The organism is Pseudomonas oryziphila (assembly GCF_003940825.1).
GTDB lineage: Bacteria > Pseudomonadota > Gammaproteobacteria > Pseudomonadales > Pseudomonadaceae > Aquipseudomonas > Aquipseudomonas sichuanensis.
In genome coordinates, this window is sequence record NZ_CP034338.1 from 4,313,265 (window position 1) to 4,329,195 (window position 15,931).

At 61.9% G+C, this 15,931-nt stretch carries 19 protein-coding genes; 5 read left to right on the forward strand and 14 right to left on the reverse strand.

Annotated elements, in window-relative coordinates; all coding sequences use genetic code 11:
* Nucleotides 1-10: 10 nt before the first annotated feature.
* The 11 genes from EJA05_RS20140 to EJA05_RS20190 form a co-directional block, all read right to left on the reverse strand.
* Nucleotides 11-1,120 (reverse strand): flagellar basal body P-ring protein FlgI, encoded by a 1,110-nt coding sequence (locus EJA05_RS20140; RefSeq protein ID WP_110991963.1) that lies wholly within the window; start codon nt 1,118-1,120, stop codon nt 11-13.
* Nucleotides 1,121-1,132: 12 nt separating this feature from the next.
* Nucleotides 1,133-1,828: a flagellar basal body L-ring protein FlgH gene (flgH, locus tag EJA05_RS20145; protein WP_125464986.1), complete on the reverse strand. Its 696-nt coding sequence runs from the start codon at nt 1,826-1,828 to the stop codon at nt 1,133-1,135.
* Between the two features lie 79 nt (nt 1,829-1,907).
* Nucleotides 1,908-2,693 (reverse strand): flagellar basal-body rod protein FlgG, encoded by a 786-nt coding sequence (gene flgG, locus EJA05_RS20150; RefSeq protein ID WP_125464987.1) that lies wholly within the window; start codon nt 2,691-2,693, stop codon nt 1,908-1,910.
* Nucleotides 2,694-2,741: 48 nt separating this feature from the next.
* A complete protein-coding gene (locus EJA05_RS20155; protein WP_125464988.1) occupies nt 2,742-3,482 on the reverse strand; it encodes a flagellar basal body rod protein FlgF in 741 nt (246 codons plus the stop codon).
* 162 nt (nt 3,483-3,644) lie between these two features.
* A complete protein-coding gene (locus EJA05_RS20160) occupies nt 3,645-3,830 on the reverse strand; it encodes a hypothetical protein (RefSeq protein ID WP_125464989.1) in 186 nt (61 codons plus the stop codon).
* Between the two features lie 73 nt (nt 3,831-3,903).
* Nucleotides 3,904-5,226: a flagellar hook protein FlgE gene (gene flgE, locus EJA05_RS20165; protein WP_125859538.1), complete on the reverse strand. Its 1,323-nt coding sequence runs from the start codon at nt 5,224-5,226 to the stop codon at nt 3,904-3,906.
* A 30-nt stretch (nt 5,227-5,256) separates the two neighbouring features.
* Nucleotides 5,257-5,955, reverse strand: coding sequence for a flagellar hook assembly protein FlgD (gene flgD, locus EJA05_RS20170; RefSeq protein WP_125859539.1), 699 nt, complete (start codon nt 5,953-5,955; stop codon nt 5,257-5,259).
* A 13-nt stretch (nt 5,956-5,968) separates the two neighbouring features.
* A complete protein-coding gene (gene flgC, locus EJA05_RS20175) occupies nt 5,969-6,412 on the reverse strand; it encodes a flagellar basal body rod protein FlgC (RefSeq protein WP_110991889.1) in 444 nt (147 codons plus the stop codon).
* A 2-nt stretch (nt 6,413-6,414) separates the two neighbouring features.
* Nucleotides 6,415-6,822 (reverse strand): flagellar basal body rod protein FlgB, encoded by a 408-nt coding sequence (flgB, locus tag EJA05_RS20180; RefSeq protein ID WP_125464992.1) that lies wholly within the window; start codon nt 6,820-6,822, stop codon nt 6,415-6,417.
* Nucleotides 6,823-7,093: 271 nt separating this feature from the next.
* Nucleotides 7,094-7,921, reverse strand: a complete 828-nt coding sequence (gene cheR, locus EJA05_RS20185; protein WP_125464993.1) for a protein-glutamate O-methyltransferase CheR — start codon at nt 7,919-7,921, stop codon at nt 7,094-7,096.
* 51 nt (nt 7,922-7,972) lie between these two features.
* Complete coding sequence (locus tag EJA05_RS20190) at nt 7,973-8,902, reverse strand: chemotaxis protein CheV (RefSeq protein WP_125464994.1); 930 nt, start codon at nt 8,900-8,902, stop codon at nt 7,973-7,975.
* Between the two features lie 63 nt (nt 8,903-8,965).
* Between EJA05_RS20190 and flgA the strand changes: the two genes are divergently transcribed.
* The 5 genes from flgA (at nt 8,966) to EJA05_RS20215 (ending at nt 12,316) form a co-directional block, all read left to right on the forward strand.
* Complete coding sequence (gene flgA / locus EJA05_RS20195) at nt 8,966-9,715, forward strand: flagellar basal body P-ring formation chaperone FlgA (protein WP_125464995.1); 750 nt, start codon at nt 8,966-8,968, stop codon at nt 9,713-9,715.
* Between the two features lie 174 nt (nt 9,716-9,889).
* Entirely contained in the window at nt 9,890-10,201 is a 312-nt protein-coding gene (flgM, locus tag EJA05_RS20200; RefSeq protein ID WP_110991894.1) for a flagellar biosynthesis anti-sigma factor FlgM, read from the forward strand.
* A 47-nt stretch (nt 10,202-10,248) separates the two neighbouring features.
* Nucleotides 10,249-10,716 carry a flagella synthesis protein FlgN gene (locus EJA05_RS20205; protein ID WP_125859540.1) on the forward strand — a complete coding sequence of 156 codons (468 nt, stop codon included), beginning with the start codon at nt 10,249-10,251 and terminating at the stop codon, nt 10,714-10,716.
* Between the two features lie 81 nt (nt 10,717-10,797).
* The gene (locus EJA05_RS20210; protein WP_125859541.1) at nt 10,798-11,541 is read left to right on the forward strand and encodes a flagellar brake protein; all 744 of its coding nucleotides are present in this window, start codon (nt 10,798-10,800) and stop codon (nt 11,539-11,541) included.
* 184 nt (nt 11,542-11,725) lie between these two features.
* On the forward strand, nt 11,726-12,316 hold the full coding sequence (locus tag EJA05_RS20215) for a hypothetical protein (protein WP_125859542.1): 591 nt from the start codon (nt 11,726-11,728) through the stop codon (nt 12,314-12,316).
* Between the two features lie 120 nt (nt 12,317-12,436).
* On the opposite strand, the gene EJA05_RS20220 is transcribed toward EJA05_RS20215, so the two are convergent.
* The 3 genes from EJA05_RS20220 to bkdR form a co-directional block, all read right to left on the reverse strand.
* On the reverse strand, nt 12,437-13,783 hold the full coding sequence (locus tag EJA05_RS20220) for an MFS transporter (protein ID WP_223811860.1): 1,347 nt from the start codon (nt 13,781-13,783) through the stop codon (nt 12,437-12,439).
* A 129-nt stretch (nt 13,784-13,912) separates the two neighbouring features.
* Entirely contained in the window at nt 13,913-15,154 is a 1,242-nt protein-coding gene (locus EJA05_RS20225; RefSeq protein WP_190306092.1) for a glutamine synthetase family protein, read from the reverse strand.
* A 204-nt stretch (nt 15,155-15,358) separates the two neighbouring features.
* Nucleotides 15,359-15,847, reverse strand: coding sequence for a Bkd operon transcriptional regulator BkdR (gene bkdR, locus EJA05_RS20230; RefSeq protein WP_125465000.1), 489 nt, complete (start codon nt 15,845-15,847; stop codon nt 15,359-15,361).
* Nucleotides 15,848-15,931: the final 84 nt, after the last annotated feature.

A 15,931-nucleotide genomic window follows, 5' to 3' on the forward strand; every position in this document is an offset into this window, starting at 1 on the left:
CCAGGCGTCCTCAGATCACGATCAGGTCGGCCTGCAACGCGCCGGCCTGCTTCAGGGCTTCAAGGATGGCCATCAGGTCGCTCGGCGCTGCGCCGACCTGGTTAACCGCACGGACGATTTCATCCAGGGTGGTGCCCGGGCCGAACTTGAACATCGGCTTGGCTTCCTGCTGGGCATTGACCCGCGAGCGTGGCACGACGGCCGTCTCGCCATTGGAGAACGGCCCCGGCTGGCTGACGATCGGGTCTTCGGTGATGGTCACGGTCAGGCTGCCGTGGGTAACCGCCGCCGGCGACACCTTGACGTTCTGGCCAATCACGATGGTGCCGGTACGCGAGTTGATGATGACCTTGGCCACGGCCTGGCCTGGGTCGATCTCGAGGTTTTCCAGGATCGACAGGTAGTCGACACGCTGGCTCGGGTCCATCGGCGCGGTCACCCGCACCGAGCCACCGTCCAGGGCCTGGGCAACCCCTGGGCCGAGCAGCTCGTTGACCTTGTCGACGATGCGTTTGGCCGTGGTGAAGTCGGGCCGGTTGAGGTTCAGCGTAAGGCTGTTGCCCTGGTTGAAACCGCTCGGCACTGCGCGCTCGACGCTCGCACCGCCCGGAATGCGGCCAGCCGACGGGACGTTGACGGTGATCTTCGAGCCATCGCGACCTTCGGCGTCGAAACCACCGACCACCAGGTTGCCCTGGGCGATGGCGTAGACGTTGCCGTCGATACCCTTGAGCGGGGTCATCAGCAGGCTGCCGCCGCGCAGGCTCTTGGAGTTACCGATCGACGACACGGTGATGTCGACCACCTGGCCGGGCTTGGCGAAGGCCGGCAGGTCGGCATGCACCGACACCGCGGCAACGTTCTTCAACTGCACGTTGCCCGAACCCGGCGGCACCTTGATGCCGAACTGCGACAACATGTTGTTGAAGGTCTGCAGGGTGAACGGGGTCTGGGTGGTCTGGTCACCCGTACCGTTGAGCCCCACCACCAGACCGTAGCCGATCAGCTGGTTGGCACGCACGCCGGAAATACTGGCGATGTCCTTCAAGCGCTCGGCGTGGGCGCCGAACGCACAGGACAGAAGAAGTGTCGCGGCAATCAACCGCCTAGCGTTGAACATGGTCATCCGTACTCAGAAGGGCCAGAGCGGGCTGATGAAGAAACGGTCCAGCCAACCGGGCTGGCTGGCATCGGCGAACGAGCCGGTACCCGAATAGGTGATGCGCGCGTCGGCCACGCGAGTGGACGGCACGGTGTTGTCCGTGGCGATGTCATCGGCACGCACCAGGCCTGCGATGCGCACCAGCTCTTCGCCGGTGTTCAGGGTCATCCACTTCTCGCCACGCACGGCGATGATGCCGTTGGGCAGCACTTCAGCGACGGTGACGGTGATCGAACCGGTCAGGGTGTTGCCCTGGGTCGCCTTGCTGTCACCCTTGGTGGTGCGGTCACCGCTGTAACCGGCCTCGAGGGTGAGGTCGCCGCTGCCCAGCGGGTTGTTGGTATTGGGGATGGTGCCGAACAACGAGGTCAGGCCGATATCGGCCTTGCTGTTCTTCTGGATCTGCGAGCCGGCATTCTTGCTCGCCGAGGTGCGCTCGTTGAGGGTGATGGTGATGATGTCACCGACCCGGAACGCCTTGCGATCGGTATACAGGCCCTGCTCGAAGCCGGCCTGGTAGATCGAGCCGTTGTTGGCCGCCGCCGGCAACGGGGTGCGCGGCAACACCGGCGCATAGTACGGGTCGTTTGGCTTGGGCGTCGGCGCGACGCAACCGGCCAGCAACACCGCCCCCCCAAGGGCGAAAACGGACAACAGACGATTCATGACGCTTACCTCATGGTGTAACGGGCGCTGCTACAGCGAGCGAATGGTCAATGGCCCGCACCCGGCGGGCCATCAGGGCTTACAGCTGCTGGGTGACGAACGACAGCATCTTGTCGGCCGTCGAGATGACCTTGGAGTTCATCTCGTAAGCACGCTGGGTGGTGATCATGTTGACCAACTCCTCGACGGTGCTGACGTTGGAGTTTTCCAGGGTCTGTTGCTGGGTGGTACCGAAACCGTTCAGGCCCGGGGTGCCGACCTGCGGCGCGCCGCTGGCGGCGGTCTCGAGGAACAGGTTGCCGCCGATCGCCTGCAGGCCAGCCGGGTTGATGAAATCGGCGGTCTGGATGTTGCCGATGATCTGCGCTGCCGGGTTGCCGACCGTGGTGATCGACACGGTGCCGTCGCGGCCGACGGTGAAGGTCTGGGCGTCCGGCGGCACGACGATGGCCGGTTCCAGAGCGAAACCGTTGGCGGTGACGATCTGGCCGTCGGAGTTCAGGTGGAAGGTGCCGTCACGGGTGTACGACACGGTGCCGTCGGGCTGCAGGATCTGGAAGAAACCACGGCCGTCGACCGCCATGTCCAGCGGGTTCTCGGTGGTTTGCAGGCTGCCGGCTGTGAAGCTCTTCTGGGTGCCGACGATGCGCACACCGGTACCGACCTGCAGGCCCGACGGCAGCTCGCTGTCCTGGGTGGACTGCGCGCCAGGCTGGCGCTTGATCTGGTACAGCAGGTCCTGGAACTCGGCGCGGTCGCGCTTGAAGCCCGTGGTCGAGACGTTGGCCAGGTTGTTGGAAATGACCGTGAGGTTGGTGTCCTGGGCGGACAGGCCGGTTTTAGCGACCCAAAGAGCCGGAAGCATCTAGTGTTCTCCTCGTGCGCCTGTTTTACGGCACCCGTTCAAATGTGATTAGCCGATTTGCAAAACCCGAGCCATGGCTTCGTCGCCTTCCTTGGCCGCGTTCATCATCTTGACGTGCAGTTCGAACTGCCGGGACAGCGCCAGCACCGAGGTCATTTCCTCGACCGCATTGACGTTGCTCGACTCAAGGAACCCCGAAACCACGCGAACGTTGACGTCGGCATTGGCGGGCTGGCCGTTGGCCGTGTGGATCATGCCGTCGAGCCCCTTGGTCAGGCCCTTGATGTCCGGGTTGACCAGCTTGATCCGGTCGACCTGCGCCAGCGCCCGCGGGTCTTCACCCATGGCGCGAATGCTGATGGTGCCGTCATCACCGACTTCGACCTTCTGCTCGGGCGGGACCGCGATCGGGCCGCCGTTGCCGATCACCGGCATACCATTGCCGGCACGCAGGATACCGAGGGCGTCAATGTTCAGGCTGCCGGTACGCACATAGGCTTCGCTGCCATCGGGCGCCTGCACGGCAATGAAACCCTGGCCACTGACCGCCACGTCCAGGTCACGCCCGGTCTCGACCAGGGCACCACCGCTGAAGTCGGTGGCCGGGCGCTCGCTCATGGCGAAGGCTCGCGCCGGAAAGCTGTCACCGAACACCGGCATGGAACGCGCCTGCTCCAGATCACGCTGGAAACCATTGGTGGAAACGTTCGCCAGGTTGTTGGCATGGGCCTTCTGCGCCAGCGCGTTCTGACTGGCACCGGTCATGGCCACATAAAGCATCTTGTCCACAGCATCTCCTCTGCGCGAACCTTGCCGCGCTGTCGTTGGCAAGGCTTAAGCAATTATCGAACCACACTGACAAAGCCTTTCAATACGGGGCTTTCAAGGCCGCTCAGGCCTGCTGAGCGTCAGTTTGTCGGCGAATGTTTGCCGCTGGCGGCAAGCGCCGAATCAGTCATTACGGCATGCCCCATTGTTGTAGGGCCCCGAGTGCAGCTTCCAGCCATCGCCCGGGTTGGTTGCCGAACACAGGTAGCGCCCGGTCGCCAGGCTTTGCCACTGGTACCAGGGCGCCGGCGCGGCCTGCAGCGAGGACGCAACCAGCAGCGCCAGCAGCACCCCAACAATCCTCGACACTGTCCTCATGGCATCACCCTCCGCCAGATGTGAAAAAGCCCCTGCAAGCAGGGGCTTTGCCCAACCACGATCATCAGGTCATCTGGATGATGGTCTGCATGATGGTGCTTTCAGTGGAAATGGTCTTGGCGTTGGCCTGGTAGTTGCTCTGCGCCTTGATCAGGTTGACCAGCTCGCCGGTCAGGTCGACGTTGGAGTCTTCCAGGGAGCTGCCGGCAATGCGGCCCAGGGTGCCGGTATCCGGCTCGCCGATGATCGGCACGCCCGAAGCGTAGGACTCTTTCCAGGCCGTACCGCCCACCGGAGTCAGGCCTTGCAGGTTGGCGAAGTTGGCGATCGCCACCTGGCCGATGACCTTGTCCTGGCCGTTGGTGAAGTTGGCAAACAGGTTGCCGCTCTGGTCGACGGTCAGGCCGGCGAGCTCACCGGTGGCATAGCCGTCCTGGCTCTTGGCGGTGGTGGCCGACGCCGAGTTGTACTGGGTGGTAGCCAGCATATCGAGGGTGACGCCACCCGGGCGCGCGGTGGCGCCGTTGGCAACCCAGGCGCCCGCCGCAGTCTTCTCCGCCGGCACCCAACCGGTGAGCTGGAAGGTCTTGTCGGCACCAATGGTCAGGCCGCCGACTACCGGACCTGCCGCCATAGCTCCGGTATTCAAGGTGCCGTCGGTATTGAACGGCAGCTTGTTGACCAGCGGCGTGGTCAAGGTCGGGTCGGCCGGGTTACGACCGTCGATGGTGGTGTACATGGTCCAGGAGTTGGTGCCGGCATCCTTGACGAAGTACTGGTTGAGCTGGTGCGCGTTGCCCTGGCTGTCATAGACATCGGTGTTGAAGGTGTAGTTGTAGCTGTTGACGTTGGCCGGGTCGAACGGCGCCACGCTCGGCGCGATGGCGCTGGAGTTGAGGTTGACGGTTTCGGAGACACGACCGGTCGGGTTGGGTTTCAGGTTCGAAGTGTCGATTTTCAGATCGGTCAGCACACCCTTGACGACCTTGCCGTTGGCGTCCACCGCATAGCCCTGCAGGTTGGCACCACTGGAGTTGACGACGTAGCCGTCCTTGTCGCTGTAGAACGCGCCGGCACGGGTATAGATGCGCGAACCGTTGTCGCTCAGGGCGAAGAAGCCGTTGCCGTCGATGGCCATGTCCAGCGCCTGACCGGTGCCATTGATGTTGCCCGGGTTGAACATCTGCGAAACGGCCATGGTCTTCACGCCGCTGCCGACCTGGGTCCTGCCGCCGGAGGTACCGCGGATGGACTGCGAATACTGGTCGGCGAACTCGGCGCGCGACGATTTGAAACCGGTGGTGGCGACGTTGGCAATGTTGTTGCCGGTAACGTTCAGAGCCTTGTTCGCCGCGTAGAGACCGCTAAGGCCGATATTGAAAGACATTGACTCGCTCCTTGTGCCGATTCTGCGGCGTTAGATTCCGATGCTGGTGACTTTGGAGATGCCGATCTTGCCGATGCCGGCCAGGTCCAGCATCATCTCGCTGCCGTTCTGGAAGCTGACACTGTTGACCCTTGCCGGGAGCAAGGTGGACAGCGTCTTGGCCTTGCCCTCGACCGTGGTCTCAGCCGTGAAGGTGTAAGTGCCCGGGGCGACTTTCTCGCCCTTCTCATTGGTGCCATCCCAGATGAAGTCGGCGGTACCGGCTTTTTGCGAACCCAGCTGGATGGTCTTGACGACGTTACCGTCCTTGTCCTTGATGCTGACCTTGCCATCGCTGATGCTCTGCGGCACCACGACCTGGCCATTGAAGCTGGCGGTGGTGTCCACCACGGCCTTGTCGGTCTGCACGATCACCGAGCGACCGACCAGCGAGGTGGCCTGCAGCGCCTGAGACGAGCCAATGCCGGTCAGGATCCCGTTGACCGAATCGTTCAGCGACTGGATACCTTCCAGGCTGCTGAACTGCGCCAACTGCGCGACGAACTCACCGTTCTCCTGCGGATCGAGCGGGTTCTGGTTTTTCATCTGCGTGACCAGCAGCTGCAGGAACGCATCCTTGCCCAGCGCACTGCCGGCCTGACCGGTGGTGCTGCTGTTCTTGCTGTCGGGCTTCTGCAACGATTTCAGGTAGGAACTACCGACTTCGTTACTGGTATTGGTTGTGGTCATGGCGGCTCCGTGCTTACTGACCCAGGGTCAGCACCTTCTGCATCATGTTCTTGGCGGTGTTCATCAGCTCGGCGTTGGTCTGGAACGCACGACTGGCGGAGATCATGTCGGCCATCTCCTCAACCACATTCACATTCGGGTAGTAGACGTAGCCGTCCTTGTTGGCCGCCGGATGGTTCGGTTCGTAGCGCGCCTCGAGGTTACTCTGGTCCTCGATGATGCCCTTGACCTGCACGCCCTGCCCGGCCTCGCCCTGGTCTTCGAACAGCGACTGGCTGGTGCCGGCCTGCGCGTTCTGGAAGGTGGTGGCGAACACCGGGTGGCGCGCACGGTAGGTCTGGTCGATGCTCGAGGAGACGGTCTCGGCGTTGGCGATGTTCGAGGCAACGGTGTTCAGGCGCGTGTTCTGCGCGCTCATGCCGCTACCGGCGATATTGAAAACACTGGCAAGGGACATGATCACTCTCCGCGCAGGGCCGAAACCAGCCCTTTGAATTTACTGTTGAGCAACGTGAAGCTGGCCTGGAAGCCGATCGCGTTCTCTGTGTAGTTCGATTGTTCGATCTGGGCATCGACGGTGTTCTGGTCGATCGACGGCTGCATCGGGGTACGGTACTGCAGGGTGTCGTCGGCCATTGCCAACCCTTCGGCCTCGATATGCCGATTGTTGGTGCGGTCCAGGGCGATGCGCCCCTTCTGCTGCTTGTCGGCCTCGGCGGCGAGCACGGACGAGAAGTCCATGTCACGCGCCTTGTAGTTCGGCGTATCGGCGTTGGCGATGTTGTTGGCCAGCACTTCGGCACGCTGGGCGCGGAAGCCCAATGCCTTTTCGTGTATGCCAAGCGCCTTGTCGAAGCTGATGCTCATATCAGGGAAACCTTCATAGGTGACCAGAATTTCGTTGGCTAAGCTTTAGCAAGGCCTGTGCCAGCTTTGCAAAGCCCCGCATTCACTGGGCCCCAGGGCTTTTCGACCTGCCGCCATTGCCAGAAAAGCGGCAAATCGCTTCCGCCGCGCAGCAGGCAAGCGGCAATTGCCACCCGGCAAAAGCGGCAAACCAAAAAATTGACGTCATTTGTAGCGCCCATGAAAAAGGCCGGCGTCTCACGACACCGGCCTTCGCTTGCAGCCTCAGGCGTTACTTGGCCTGATAGATGATGCCCGGGCTGCACTGGACCATCTGATAGTGGTCCGGCAAACCGTTGAGCGCCTCGGAGGCACCAAGGAACAGATAGCCACCGGGCTTCAGCGTGCCATGGATACGCAGCAGGATGTCCTTCTTGACCTGGGCCGAGAAGTAGATCAGCACGTTGCGGCAGAACACGATGTCGAACTTGCCCAAGGGCGCATAGCTGTCCAGCAGGTTGTACGAGCGGAACTCGACGCGGCTGCGGATCGGCGCCTTGACCGCCCAGCGCCCCGGACCCTTGGGGTCGAAGTAACGCTGCAGGCGCTCCTGCGACAGGCCGCGGGCAATGGCCAGGCTGTCGTATTCGCCGGTCTTGCAGTTATTGAGCATCGAGCCGGACAGGTCAGTGGCAACGATCTGCGCGCCCATCTTCAACTGGCCAAGGTTGCCGCGCTCGAATTCGTCGATGGCCATGGAAATGGAGTAAGGCTCCTGCCCCGACGAGCAGGCCGCCGACCAGATGCGCAGGCGCTGGCCCGGGTTGCCCTTGATGAACTCGGGGATGACCTTGTTCTTGAGCACCTCGAAGGGGTAGGTATCACGAAACCACAGGGTTTCGTTGGTGGTCATGGCATCGACCACCTGCTCGCGCAAACCACCCCGCGGCTGTGCCTGGATACGCTGCACCAGCTCACCCAACGACTTGATGCCCTGCTGCTCCATCAGCTTGTTGAGACGGCTGGAGACCAGGTACTGCTTATTCTCGCCCAGCAGGATGCCACAGGCTTTCTCCAGGAAGACCCGGAACTGTTCGAAATCCAAATTACCCGTAGACAATGGTGCCGCCTCTTTCTAAATCGCTAGCGCCGGGGACTGGCCCCGGCCGTTTCAATGCGTTGCCTTGATCCGGTCGACTACCCGCTGGGCAAGGTCGTCCGGCCTGAACTTGGCCAGGAAATCATCGGCCCCGACCTTTTTGACCATGGCCTGGTTGAAGACCCCGGACAGCGAAGTATGCAGGACGATGTGCAGCTTTTGCATGCGCGGGTCGCTGCGGATCTCGGCCGTCAGGGTGTAGCCGTCCATTTCCGGCATCTCGATATCCGAGATCATCATGAGGAATTCCTCCTCCGGCCGTTTACCTTCATCAACCAGCTTGCGCAGGTAATCCAGCGCCTGGCGACCATCGTTGAGCGCCACCACCTCGACCCCGACAGTCTGCAGACAGCGGCTGACCTGCTTGCGCGCCACCGACGAATCATCGACGGTCAGCACCCGCAGCAGCACGGCCTTGTCCTGCACCTCGGCATCGATCACACCCTCGGACACAGACTCGGACGACGGCGCCACTTCCGCCAGCACCTTTTCCACATCGATGATCTCGACCATGCGGTTATCGACCCGGGTGACCGCGGTCAGGTAGTGATCGCGCCCGGTCCCCTTGGGTGGCGGATGGATCTCTTCCCAGTTCATGTTGACGATGCGCTCGACCGAGTGCACCAAAAAACCCTGGGTCTTGGTGTTGTACTCGGTGATGATCACAAAGCTGTTACGCGTGTCTTCCTTCAGCCCCGGCAACCCCGTTGCCATCGACAGGTCCAGGATCGGGATGGTCGCCCCGCGAATGTTGGCCACCCCACGCACCACCGGATGAGACTTGGGCAGCACTGTCAGTTCCGGGCACTGCAGCACCTCCCGGACCTTGAACACATTGATGCCGTAGAGCTGGTCGCCATTGAGGCGAAACAACAACAGCTCCAGGCGATTCTGCCCCACCAGCTGCGTGCGCTGGTTGACCGAATCCATCACTCCAGCCATGCCGGACCCCTCCAACGATTGCCTGTATACCGAATCGGCACGGGCTTTGCTTTTTTGAGCGCCATGTATACGAAAACGACATTTTCCCGACGACTGACGCGCCTGCTGACCGGTTCACTGGCAGCCCTGTGCCTCATGGCATCCAGTGTTCGCACCCAGGCGCAGGCATTCACCTTGCCTGAACAGCTTATCGGTGTCACCCAGGGGTTTCTTGAATTCACCGTGGAAGATTATCTGGCGACCACCCAGACCGGTGGCCGCTACGAGATCCAGGTCAACCGGCTCGACCCGCGCCTGCGCATGCCGCTGTGCAGCCAGCAACTTGACGCATCACTGGAAAGCCCGACCCCGCTGGGCCGGGTCACAGTGAAGGTGCGCTGCGACAGCGCGGCTCCGTGGACGATCTTCGTGCCCGCCCAGGTACGGCTGCTGCGCGATGTGGTGGTGATGACCCGGCCGCTCAAGCGCGAAAGCGTGGTCGGCGAAGGCGATATTGCCCTGCGCGAACGCGATGTCGGCACGCTGGGTCCTGGCTACCTGACGCAAATGGACCAGGCAGTGGGCATGAAGCTGCTGCGCCCCACAGTGGTTGACCAGGTACTGACCCAGCAACACCTGGAACAGGCGGAGGTGGTGCGCAAAGGCGATCACGTGGTGATTGTCGCGCGCAGCGGCACCCTCAGCGTGCGCATGCCAGGCGAAGCCCTGAGCAAAGGCGGCCTGCAGGAACAGATCCGGGTGCGCAACCTGAACTCCAAGCGCGTGGTGAAAGCGCGGGTCACAGGGCCTGGGCAGGTAGAGGTGGCCATGTAGCAATATTCACCGCCAGATCATGACAGAAGGCTGGCGGCAGGGAACCGCTCCCCCTAAACTGTGTCGGAATCGGGTGCGCAAGCGTGCTGCCAGGCAGCACTGCATTCCTGCCTAAAGTTTTTTTCGGGCTGGCCGAAAACAGGGTATGCGTACAAATACCCAGAGGTTTTGATCATGGTCATCGACTTCAGTCGTGTGAATAATTCTCCGCCCAGCACGGGTGGCGTTCGTGGCAATGCCGCGCCTGGCAACGTCGACAAAACCGACGCCAGCAGCGTAGCGCCCAGCGCCAATGCCAGCGGGGAAGCGGTACATTTCAGCCCAGAAGCCCAGCAGCTGCAGAAGATCAGCGACAGCCTGCGCGACCAGCCGACCGTCAACAGCGCCCGCGTGGCCGAGTTGAAACAAGCGATCGCGGACGGCAGCTACAAGGTCGACGCCGACCGTGTCGCCAGTAAACTGCTTGATTTCGAAGCCCAGCGCTAACCTCCAGGTGCGCTGACTTCAAGGACGCAACACGCCAAGAGTTAGCCATGCACGACATCACTCTGCTGCAACTGATCGAAAACGACATCGCGCCAACGCAGGAATTGCTCGACCTGCTCCAGAGCGAGACGGTCGCCCTGCATGGGCGCGACATGCAGCTGCTGGAACAGATTCTGGCCCGCAAGCAGTCGTTGATCATCTTGCTCGAGCAGCAGGGTCGCCGACGCAGCCAATTGCTCCAGGACATCGGCCTCAGCGCCGATCGCGCAGGTGTGCAGGCCATGGCCGCACAGTCGCCCAATGGCGAGGCCCTGCTGCAACGGCTCGATGCGCTCAGCGCATTGATGGACGCCTGCCAGACGGCCAACGAGACCAATGGCCAGGTCATCCAGATACAGCAGCGTGCCACGGCCAACCAGGTCAGCATCCTCATGGGTGGCGATTCTCCTTCGCTGTACGACAGCCGTGGCACCACCTCGCCGATGGCCAAGCCCCGGGCGCTCAGCCAAGTGTGATTTTCCCTGTTCAAGGCACGGAGCATACTGGCAAAATGCCGTAACTTGCGTGTGTCGTTTTTGCCTGGAGATTGAGAACCCGTGTTCAATGAAACCGATGCCCCCCAGCCACCAAAGGTGCTCACTACCCCTTTGGAAATCGCGGCCAACCTGCGCCAGCTGCTGGAGAGCCACGACCCGCTGATCATCAGCTTCCATGAGCGCAGCCAGCGGTTCCAGAGCTATGTGGTGCACATCGACCGCGACAACGGCGTTCTGGCCCTGGATGAAATGATCCCCCGCGATGGCGAGAAGTACATCGAGAACGGCGAACCGTTCCGCGTCGAAGGCTTCCATGACGGCGTACGCATCGCCTGGGAGTGCGACACGCCACTGACCATCACCGAGATCGACGGCCACCGCTGCTACCGCGGCCCGCTGCCCGCCGAAGTCACTTACCATCAGCGCCGCAGCGCCTTCCGTGCTGCACTCAAGCTGTCGCAGCTGGTCGACATCGTGCTCGACGGCACCCACTTGAAAGGCAACGGCGCACTGCGCGGCAAGCTGCTGGACATCTCTGCCACCGGCTGCAAATTGCGCTTTGAAGGCAACGTCGAGGAGCGCCTGCAACTGGGCCAGGTGTACGAACGCTTCAAGGCCGCCCCCCCCCTGGGCCTGGCCGACACCATGGTCGAACTGCGCCACCTGCACTTCGAAGAGCGCATCAACACCACCTTCGCCGGCGTACGCTTCCACAACCTCAACGGCCAGGCACAGCGCAAGATCGAGAGTTTCGTGTATCAGTTGCAGCGCGAAGCACGACGCTTCGACAAAGACGACTACTAATCATCCTCGACTCATGACAACGCCACCCCTCGGGTGGCGTTTTTGTTGACACGCCCAGCTGCACGCCTTGGCTTGTGAAAAACCATGAGCACCCCAGAAATTCTTCCAGGCTCCCCGCTCCTGAGACTCAAAGCATTATCGACTCCTGAACCCCGTATTGGGATCCGTTCAAAAGGAGAATCCGATGCTGCGTACCCGATTCACCGCCGAATTACACTGTAAATACGGCCAGATAGTTTGCGACAACGCCACCAGCGATGTTTTTGGATTCGAGATAGATGATGGCTGGCTCTGCGCCAAAGGCACGCGCACAGAGAATACCTGCATACCTTTACGCTTCGAGTTCACCTTCCTTGAAGAGAAAAAAAATCGCCTGCACTACCAGATCCATGCCGCAGATACCTGGCAATACATAGGAGCAACGCTTGAACAAAACGAGAACGGCTGGCTAGGTATGTATGCCACCCATGCAGTGGGGCGCATATTACATGCACTTAATCCTGCCAATCTGCTTCGCTCACAACCTTATTGGAAGATTGAATTACTCCAGGATTGGGATGGCACCGCCGAAAAAGTTGAAGGTGTCGAATTCTACCTGCGTGACGCCAAAGGTCACAGAGTCGGACAAACAATGCACCAAGCCATTCGTACCGAATTAGCAGAAGATATAGACGATTTTGTAGTCAAGGGCCAAGCTTTCCTCCCTTTTCTACAGGCGAACGGTCGTGAAGGCGAAGTCCTGAAGTTTCACCTTCGTAAGATTAAACTCTCATAGGCCATTCGAGATTCGCGACCTAGCGGCGAGGGTGTAGGACTGGCTGTTACCTGAGCACGCACAATCACAGACGTCGACAACTCTCGAGTCAACGTGCAGAGCCAGGCTCCTTCGCCCGCCCTACACGGGTCGTTCGACCTGCACGTTGGCCTCGACACCGGCCGCATTCGCTGCCGCCAGCACCTCTTCCTCGGTATCCTCGGCAGCCACCGGCGCCTGCATCACCTCCTGCACCGTCTGCTCATCGACCCGCGGATCGAGCGCCGCCGACAACGGCGAGCCAGCCGCCGGCATGGCCACGTGGCCTAGCGGCGCATCCTGTACCTGATGCAGCCCGGTAACCGCCTTGGGCCGGATACGCCAGACCAGCACCAGCGCAAAGAACACGAAGAACGCATACAGCATCTGCGGGCCCAGCAGCTTCATCAGCACCCCGGCCGCCAGCGGCCCGATACAGGCACCCACCCCGTAGGTCACCAGCAACATGGCGGTCAGCGATACCCGCCGTTCGCTTTCCACATGGTCGTTGGAAAACGCCACGGCCAGTGGATACAGGCAGAACTGCAGCAGCGAGATCACGAAGCCGATACCGAACAACAGCTCCAGCGGCACACCCGGCAGGATCGCCAGGGGCGCCGAGGCCAGCGCCAGGCCGATTGCCACGCTGCGGATCAACACCGCGCGGTCATAGCGGTCGGACAGCCAGCCCAGCGGCCACTGCACTACCAGGCCGGCCAGGATGCAGCTACCCATGAACAGGCCGATCTGCTCGGTGGACATGCCCTGGCTGGTGGCATAAAGCGGTGCCAGGCCATAGAACGAACCAACGATCAGCCCTGAGCCCAGCACGGTGGAGAGCGATTGCGGCACCCGTTTGATGAAGAACTTCGGCTCCATCGGTGCCGGGCGCAAGGGTGCGGGGTGGATGCGCCGGGTCATGGCCACTGGCACCAGGCACAGGGCAAAACACATGGCTACCAGCATCAGCAGCTCCGGCCCCAACTGCGGGTGCACCACGAGAATCAGCTGGCCCAGCACCAGCCCCAGATAAGAAGCGATCATGTAGCCGCTGAACACCGCGCCTCGATGCTTGGCATCGGCCTGCTCGTTGAGCCAACTTTCGATGACCATGTACTGACACATCATCCCCAGGCCGACGATCATCCGCAGCCCGATCCAGGCCGGTAGCCAGCTGGTCAGGCCATGCCCGAGCACCGCCGCACAGACGATACCGGCACAGGTGGCATAGGCGCGAATATGCCCGACCCGGCCAATCAGCCGGTGGCCGACCTTGCCGCCTACCGCCAGGCCGAAATAGTTGGCCGCCATCAGCGCGCCGATCCACAGGCTGTCGACGTGATCGGCGGCGAGGCGCAAGGCCAGGTAGGTACTGAGCAGGCCCGAGCCGATCAGCATCATCAAGGCAGCGAAGTACAACGACTGAAACGGCTTCCAGATATTTCGCATACGTCCCGTGGGCTCCTGGCGCAGGTGGCGGTGGGTTGCAGGCAAGCATAAAAGCAAATCCGCCGCGACGCAGGCCCCCGCAGGCGAAAAAGATCGCCAACGGCGGGCCCGTTACAGCTTGCGTCGCGCTCAGGCCTGCGCCGCCAGCACCCGCCGCTCCCAGGGCGTGATCTCGTCGAGGAAGTCGCTCAGTTCGAGGGTCTTGGTGGCGATATAGCCTTCGATGAACTCGTTGCCGAACAGCTCATGGGCCAGCGCACTGTGCTTGAGGCGTTGCAGCGCTGCATGCAGGGTGCAGGGCAGGCTCAGGTGCTCGGGCACTTCGAATTCGCCCTGGATCGCGGGCGTGGGGGCGATCTGCTGCTCGATGCCATGCAGGCCGGCGGCAAGGCTGGCGGCAATAGCCAGGTAAGGGTTGGCGTCGGCGCCGGGCAAGCGATTTTCCACCCGCCGCGCCACTGGCGAGCTGGCCGGAATGCGCAGGCCCGCAGCGCGGTTGTCGTGCGACCAGCAGGCGTTGTTCGGCGAGGCGTAGGGGTGGCACAAACGCTGGTACGAATTGACGTTGGGCGCGAACAGCGCGGTGAAGTCGGCCAGACAGGCCTGCAGGCCACCAATGAAATGATGGAAGGTGTCGGTCGCCCTGCCCTGATCATCGCTGAACACGTTTCGCCCATTGGCGATGTCCACCAGGCTCTGGTGAATGTGCATCGAACTGCCGGGCGTATGCGCCAGCGGCTTGGCCATGCACACCACGGTCAGGCCATGGCGCAGCGCCACTTCCTTGAGCAGGTGCTTGAACAGGAAGGTCTGATCGGCCAGCAGCAGCGGGTCGCCATGCAACAGGTTGATCTCGAACTGGCTGACACCCATCTCGTGCATGAAGGTGTCGCGCGGCAGGCCCAGCGCCGCCATGCACCGGTACACCTCGCTGAAGAACGGCCGCAGGCCGTTGTTGGAGCTGACGCTGAATGCCGAATGGCCCATCTCCCGGCGGCCATCCTTGCCCAGCGGCGGCTGGAACGGCTGCTGCGGGTCGCTGTTGGGGGCGAACACGAAGAATTCGAGCTCGGTCGCCACCACCGGCGCCAGGCCATGCTCGGCGTAACGGGCAATCACCGCCTTGAGCTGGCCGCGGCTCGACAGCTGCGACGGCGTGCCGTCGAGTTCGACCGCATCGCAGATGGCCAGCGCTCGAGGCTCGTCACTCCAGGGCAGGCGATGGATTTGCGCAGGGTCGGCCACCAGCGCCAGGTCGCTGTCGTCGCTGCCATAGTATTTCGCCGCCGGGTAGCCACCCATGATGCATTGCAGCAGCACCCCGCGCGCCATCTGCAGGCGCCGGCCTTCGAGGAAGCCTTCGGCGGTCATGACCTTGCCGCGAGCCACTCCGTTGAAGTCTGGGGTAACGCACTCGATCTCGTCGATACCCTTCAGGTGCTCTGCCTGGTTGTACGGGCCTTCGGTCGTCATGACGCTGTCCTTCTTGGGGTATGGGCGTGCCGGGAATGGCGCCGGGCGCAACATTGGCTTGGGCCGTTGGAAACTTCAAGCAGATGGGCAGTGCGCGCGCCGCTAGTGTTCACGCAAGGTCATGCCATTGGCCGGCAACGGCAGCGCAGTCTTGTAGCGCACCTGCTTGAGGGCAAAGCTGGAGCGGATGTTGGCCACCCCCGGCAAGCGGGTCAGGTAATCGAGAAAACGCTCCAGCGCCTGGATGCTGGGCAGCAGCACCCGCAGCAGGTAATCCGGGTCGCCGGTCATCAGGTAGCACTCCATCACCTCGGGGCGCTCGGCGATCTCTTCTTCGAAACGGTGCAGCGACTGCTCCACCTGCTTCTCCAGGCTGACGTGGATGAACACGTTGACGTCCAGCCCCAGCGCCTCGGGCGACAACAGGGTGACTTGCTGACGGATCACCCCCAGCTCTTCCATGGCCTTGACCCGGTTGAAACAGGGGGTGGGGGACAGATTGACCGAGCGCGCCAATTCGGCGTTGGTGATCCGCGCGTTTTCCTGAAGGCTGTTGAGAATGCCGATATCCGTGCGATCCAGTTTACGCATGAGACAAATTCACCTGGTTTTTGTGTTTGTACGGAATGTTTATCTCCACCGTCGGACAAAGGCAATGAACATGAGAGAAAAATT

What these genes read in the sequence shown, in the direction of transcription:
- EJA05_RS20140 (WP_110991963.1), bottom strand. Translation starts at nt 1,120, where the DNA reads ATGTTCAACGCTAGGCGGTTGATTGCCGCGACACTTCTTCTGTCCTGT.
- flgH (WP_125464986.1), bottom strand. Translation starts at nt 1,828, where the DNA reads ATGAATCGTCTGTTGTCCGTTTTCGCCCTTGGGGGGGCGGTGTTGCTG.
- flgG (WP_125464987.1), bottom strand. Translation starts at nt 2,693, where the DNA reads ATGCTTCCGGCTCTTTGGGTCGCTAAAACCGGCCTGTCCGCCCAGGAC.
- flgE (WP_125859538.1), bottom strand. Translation starts at nt 5,226, where the DNA reads ATGTCTTTCAATATCGGCCTTAGCGGTCTCTACGCGGCGAACAAGGCT.
- flgD (WP_125859539.1), bottom strand. Translation starts at nt 5,955, where the DNA reads ATGACCACAACCAATACCAGTAACGAAGTCGGTAGTTCCTACCTGAAA.
- flgC (WP_110991889.1), bottom strand. Translation starts at nt 6,412, where the DNA reads ATGTCCCTTGCCAGTGTTTTCAATATCGCCGGTAGCGGCATGAGCGCG.
- flgB (WP_125464992.1), bottom strand. Translation starts at nt 6,822, where the DNA reads ATGAGCATCAGCTTCGACAAGGCGCTTGGCATACACGAAAAGGCATTG.
- EJA05_RS20190 (WP_125464994.1), bottom strand. Translation starts at nt 8,902, where the DNA reads ATGGCTGGAGTGATGGATTCGGTCAACCAGCGCACGCAGCTGGTGGGG.
- flgA (WP_125464995.1), top strand. Translation starts at nt 8,966, where the DNA reads ATGTATACGAAAACGACATTTTCCCGACGACTGACGCGCCTGCTGACC.
- flgM (WP_110991894.1), top strand. Translation starts at nt 9,890, where the DNA reads ATGGTCATCGACTTCAGTCGTGTGAATAATTCTCCGCCCAGCACGGGT.
- EJA05_RS20205 (WP_125859540.1), top strand. Translation starts at nt 10,249, where the DNA reads ATGCACGACATCACTCTGCTGCAACTGATCGAAAACGACATCGCGCCA.
- EJA05_RS20215 (WP_125859542.1), top strand. Translation starts at nt 11,726, where the DNA reads ATGCTGCGTACCCGATTCACCGCCGAATTACACTGTAAATACGGCCAG.
- EJA05_RS20220 (WP_223811860.1), bottom strand. Translation starts at nt 13,783, where the DNA reads ATGCGAAATATCTGGAAGCCGTTTCAGTCGTTGTACTTCGCTGCCTTG.
- EJA05_RS20225 (WP_190306092.1), bottom strand. Translation starts at nt 15,154, where the DNA reads ATGACCGCCGAAGGCTTCCTCGAAGGCCGGCGCCTGCAGATGGCGCGC.
- bkdR (WP_125465000.1), bottom strand. Translation starts at nt 15,847, where the DNA reads ATGCGTAAACTGGATCGCACGGATATCGGCATTCTCAACAGCCTTCAG.